5 protein-coding genes are annotated in these 4,619 nt (G+C 70.2%); all 5 read left to right on the top strand.

What is annotated here, in order from left to right; all coding sequences use genetic code 11:
• Positions 1-151 precede the first annotated feature (151 nt).
• Positions 152-442 carry a hypothetical protein gene (locus tag D7V93_RS38500; protein WP_120648057.1) on the top strand — a complete coding sequence of 97 codons (291 nt, stop codon included), beginning with the start codon at positions 152-154 and terminating at the stop codon, positions 440-442.
• A 7-nt stretch (positions 443-449) separates the two neighbouring features.
• Positions 450-776 carry a hypothetical protein gene (locus D7V93_RS38505; RefSeq protein WP_244237759.1) on the top strand — a complete coding sequence of 109 codons (327 nt, stop codon included), beginning with the start codon at positions 450-452 and terminating at the stop codon, positions 774-776.
• A 472-nt stretch (positions 777-1,248) separates the two neighbouring features.
• Positions 1,249-2,823, top strand: coding sequence for a serine/threonine protein kinase (locus D7V93_RS38510; RefSeq protein ID WP_244237760.1), 1,575 nt, complete (start codon positions 1,249-1,251; stop codon positions 2,821-2,823).
• Between the two features lie 94 nt (positions 2,824-2,917).
• On the top strand, positions 2,918-3,871 hold the full coding sequence (gshB, locus tag D7V93_RS38515; protein ID WP_120648058.1) for a glutathione synthase: 954 nt from the start codon (positions 2,918-2,920) through the stop codon (positions 3,869-3,871).
• 1 nt (position 3,872) lies between these two features.
• Positions 3,873-4,619 (top strand): tRNA1(Val) (adenine(37)-N6)-methyltransferase (locus D7V93_RS38520; protein WP_120648059.1); only part of this gene is annotated, 747 nt, incomplete at its 3' end.

Below are 4,619 nucleotides of genomic sequence, written 5' to 3' on the forward strand. Positions count from 1 at the left end.
CCCCATGTCCGACGACACCCCACCCCCCAGGGCTTCAGGATCGTCCTCTGGAGAGCCGGAGTATTTTTCAGCCCAAAGGGTTGGGAGTCATTGCAAACCCCCGGAACGACAGGCATGTCGCACGGTATGCTTCTAGCAACTGCCCCCGGGAATGACCCTGGCCAGCCCCTCCAGCGTTGCTCCCGGATCGCAGGCCTTCACGGTGCTCATCGCCCGGGGTGTCCAGTCCACCGTGGACGGGCTGTCGGCGGAGGTCCGGCAGGCGGTGCTGGCCGAGCTGTTCCGCATGGGCGCGGATGCGTGTCGGGAACATGCGAACCGCGCAGCCTGTCTTCCCTACACCCTGCGCCTGGACGTGGCGGACTGCCGGATGCACGTGGAGCTGGACCCGACCCGCACCCGGCTGTCGCTGACAGGACTCACCCGGCCCCGGCCGCACTAGAGGGCATGTGAACGAGAGGTCGAGCAGCGGACAGGCGGTGCCCCGACGTGCGGGCTACGAGGAGAGCTGGGAGCTCACCTACCGCGTCGAACAACTCCGGGAGCTGGTGGGGCAGGAGCTGCGCCTGGACGACGCCCTGGCCGAGGACCTGGAGTCCACCCTGGTCCGCCTGGTCTTCCGCAACCAGCGCCTCCGGGGCCTGCACCGCATGGTGTCCGCGGAACGGGAGCCGGAGGACCTGGCCATGTTCCGCGCCGCGCTGGAGGACCTGGACCGGCAGCTGCTCGGCGACCTGCCCGGCCTGCTGGAGCGACTGCGCGCGACGGTCCTGTAGCGGGTGCCGTCTTCGCACGCGAAGGCCCAGGTACCCTCTTCTTCAACCAGTCTATTTGTAGTGTTGATCAACTGGTGGAAGCAGTAGGTGGCGCGGAGTTGGGGACAAGTCAGCAACCGCTCGGATTCATGAAGGAATTGGCGATCTGCTACATGTGGGCAAGTTGACGGTTTCCCCCAGGCATCCACAGCCGGGAGCTCCGCCCGCCGGTTTCCCACAGCCCATCCCCCGCCATCCACAGGTGCTCCACAGGGACCTGGGGGGCATGCGGGCCCACCCTCCGTGGGGCTCCACCCGGACGGAACGTCCCCTGGCGCAACAGCCCTGTTATGGTCCGCAGGCGGTTTTGCCGTCTCTTCTCTCATGATGCGGGCGCGGCCTTTTCAGGGCGCTGGAGGATGACCTCATCGACTTGCACCGGGGCGAGCGCATCGGGAAGTACGAGGTGCTCACGCAGCTGACCGTGGGCGGCATGGCGGAGCTGTTCCTGGGCTACACGTCGGGCCCGGGCGGCTTCCGCAAGTACGTGGTCATCAAGCGCATCCTCCCGGATGCCCGCTCCAATGATCAGTTCGTCCGCATGTTCCTGGACGAGGCGCGCATCACCGCGGCCTTCAACCACCCCAACATCGCGCAGGTGTTCGACCTGGGGGAGGAGGACGACGGGCTCTACCTGGCCATGGAGTTCATCGGCGGGCAGAACCTCAACCAGGTGACGAGCGCGTGCCTGAAGAAGCGCCAGCCGGTGCCGCTGGCCTTCACGCTGTCGGTGGCGCGCGACGTGTGCCTCGCGCTGCACTACGCGCACACCTTCACGTCGCCCGGCGGAGAGGCCAGCCCCGTCATCCACCGCGACGTGGCGCAGAAGAACATCATGGTGACGTACGACGGCACCGTGAAGCTGCTCGACTTCGGCATCGCCAAGGCGAAGAACAGCCTGGAGCGCACGCACGTGGGCACGGTGAAGGGCACCACCGGCTACATGTCCCCGGAGCAGGTGCGGGGCGATCCGCTGGATGGCCGGAGCGACCTGTTCTCCGTGGGCGTGGTGATGCACGAGCTCATCACCGGCGAGCGGCTGTTCGCCGGGAAGACCGAGCGCGACGAGATGGTGAAGATCCTCGAGGACGCCATCCCGTGGCCCTCGGTGCTGCTGCCGCACATCTCCGAGGACATCTCGCGCGTGGTGATGCGCTCGCTGGAGCGCAACGTGGACCGCCGGTACGCGTCCGGCCGGGACATGGCGCGCGCCATCGAGAAGGCCTCCGGCGGCAAGCTGATGGACGCCGAGCAGCGCGCGGCCCTGATGAAGGGCCTCTTCGCGGAGCGCATGGCCGCCACACGCTCGCTGCTGGAGAGCGCGGACGTGACGACGAGCAGCCAGGTGCTGGCGTCCGCGAAGCGGGCGCTCCAGAAGGACGACGGGCCCTACCTGCCGGAGCGCAAGGCGGATGCCCTGAGCGTCGTGGAGGCGCGCAAGAAGGCGGAGATCGCCAGGGCGCGGGCGGACGAGGCCTCCAGCGCGGACACCGCGCCCCCGGTGAAGCGCGCGAAGCTGGGCGCCGTGTGGGCCCTGCTGGTGCTGCTGTTGATGCTGGGCGGGGCCTACGGCGCCTTCCAGCTCACCCGGCTGCTGGAAGCGCAGGAGCCCACCGTCCCGGAGGGCCCCGGGCCCATGGTCGCCATCCCCATCCGCCCTCCGCCCACCGCCGTTCCGGACGCGGGCGTGGCGCAGGTGGTGGCGGTGAAGGAGAAGGACAGGGTCAAGGTCCCCCGGGACCGGGACGCCGCGGGGGAGGAGCCCCGGACGGGACGAGGCAAGCGCGGCAAGGGCGAGGTGACGCTCTTCCTGGACGAGTCCGCGGAGGTGTTCCTCAACAACAAGTCCCTGGGGCGCACGCCGCTGGTGAAGCGCGCGCTGCCGGTGGGGCCCACGGAGTTGATCCTCGTGGGCGCGGACAAGAAGCGCCGCGTGCTCGCCGTGCCGGTGGAGGCGGGCAAGCCCGTGCGCCTCAACCTCAAGCTGAGCGACCTGCCCGGCCGCTGAAGCACCGCTCCCCTGCCCCTCCGTTCCGGCGCGGACGGATGCGCGTGGGAATCAGCGGCACGGGCGGAAGGGCTCCGCTATCCTCGGAGTCCTCATGGCGTTCTCCCTTGGCTTCCTGATGGACCCGCTCGAGAGCGTGCGGGTGGACCACGACACGACGTTCTCGCTGATGCTGGAGGCCCAGCGGCGCGGGCACGACGTCTACTATTTCGAGCAGGGGTGGCTGCGCTTCAACGGCCGGTGCGCGGAGGCGCGCATGCGCCAGGTGCGGGTGCGGCGCGAGCCGGGCCGGCACTTCGACGTGGTGCGCGAGGAGGTGCGTCCCCTGTCGAAGCTGGACGTGCTGTTCCTGCGCAAGGACCCGCCGGTGGACGCGAACTATCTGCACGCGACGCAGCTGGTGGAGCTGTGTCCGGACCGGATGCCGGTGTTCATCAACAACCCGTCCGGCATCCGCGACGCGAACGAGAAGCTCTTCACGCTGAACTTCCCGGACCTGATGCCGGAGACGCGCGTGACGAGTGAGCTGTCGGTGGTGATGGAGTTCGCGGCCCAGAACGCGAAGGGCACCATCCTCAAGCCCATCGACGGGTTCGGCGGCAAGGGCATCCTCTTCCTCGCGCCGGGGGACCGCAACGCGCGCTCGATGGTGGAGCTGCTCACGCAGGGCGGCAAGGAGCCCATCCTCGCGCAGGCGTACGTGCCGGAGAGCCGCCTGGGCGACAAGCGCATCATCCTGGTGGACGGCGACCCGGTGGGCGCGGTGCTGCGCGTGCCGTCGGACGCGGACCACCGGGGCAACATGGCCGCGGGTGGCACGCCGATGAAGGCGGAGATCACCGCGAGAGACCTGCACATCTGCCAGCGCCTCAAGCCCGCGCTCCAGGAGAAGGGGCTCATCCTGGTGGGCATCGACGTGCTGGGCGACTACCTCACCGAGGTGAACGTCACCAGCCCCACGGGGCTCGTGGAGGCCAGCCACCTGGACCACGTCTCGTGCGAGGCGAAGGTGCTGGACGTGGCCGAGCGGATGCACGGCGCGCGCTGACGTGACGGCTTCCCTCGAAGCCGACGAGACGCTGGACTCCATTGGCACCGCGGACGTGCGGGTGTTCCAGCGCCGCTCGGGCTACCGCTTCACGTTGGACGCGGTGCTGCTCGCGCACTTCGCGGCCACGGAAGCGCAGGGGCTGGCCGGGCCGGTGCTGGAGCTGGGCGCGGGCAGTGGCGTGGTGTCGCTGCTGCTGGTGAAGCAGTTCGGTGTCGCGGGCCCGGTGGACGCGCTGGAGCTGCAGCCCGCGGTGCACGCGAGGCTGGTGCGCGCGGTGGCGCTCAACGGGTGCGAAGGGCGGGTGCGGCCGGTGCTCGGGGACCTGCGGGCGGCGCGGACGCTGCTTCAGTCCGGGGCCTACGCACAGGTGGTGTCGAACCCGCCGTTCCGCCGGGCCCAGGCGGGGGTGGTGAGTCCGGACGAGGAGCGGGCCGTGTCCAAGTCGGAGGTGGCGTGTGACGCGGACGCGGTGGTCGCGGCGGCGCGGCATGCGCTGCGGCCGGGCGGGGCGGTGAGCCTGGTGTATCCGGCGGCGCGGCTCGCGGAGGTGCTGGGGGTGCTCGAGCGGGCGCGGCTGTTCCCCCGGGTGCTGCGGTGCGTGCATGCGCGCGTGGAGGCCCCGGCGACGCGCTTCCTGGTGCAGGCGCTGCGGGACCAGGACCGGGGGCTGTCGGTGCGGCCGCCGCTCATCGTCCACGGGTCGGGACCGGGGGGCTATGGCGCGGAGGTGGCGGCGCTGATGGAC

Source organism: Corallococcus llansteffanensis, from assembly GCF_003612055.1.
GTDB classification, from domain to species: Bacteria; Myxococcota; Myxococcia; order Myxococcales; family Myxococcaceae; genus Corallococcus; species Corallococcus llansteffanensis.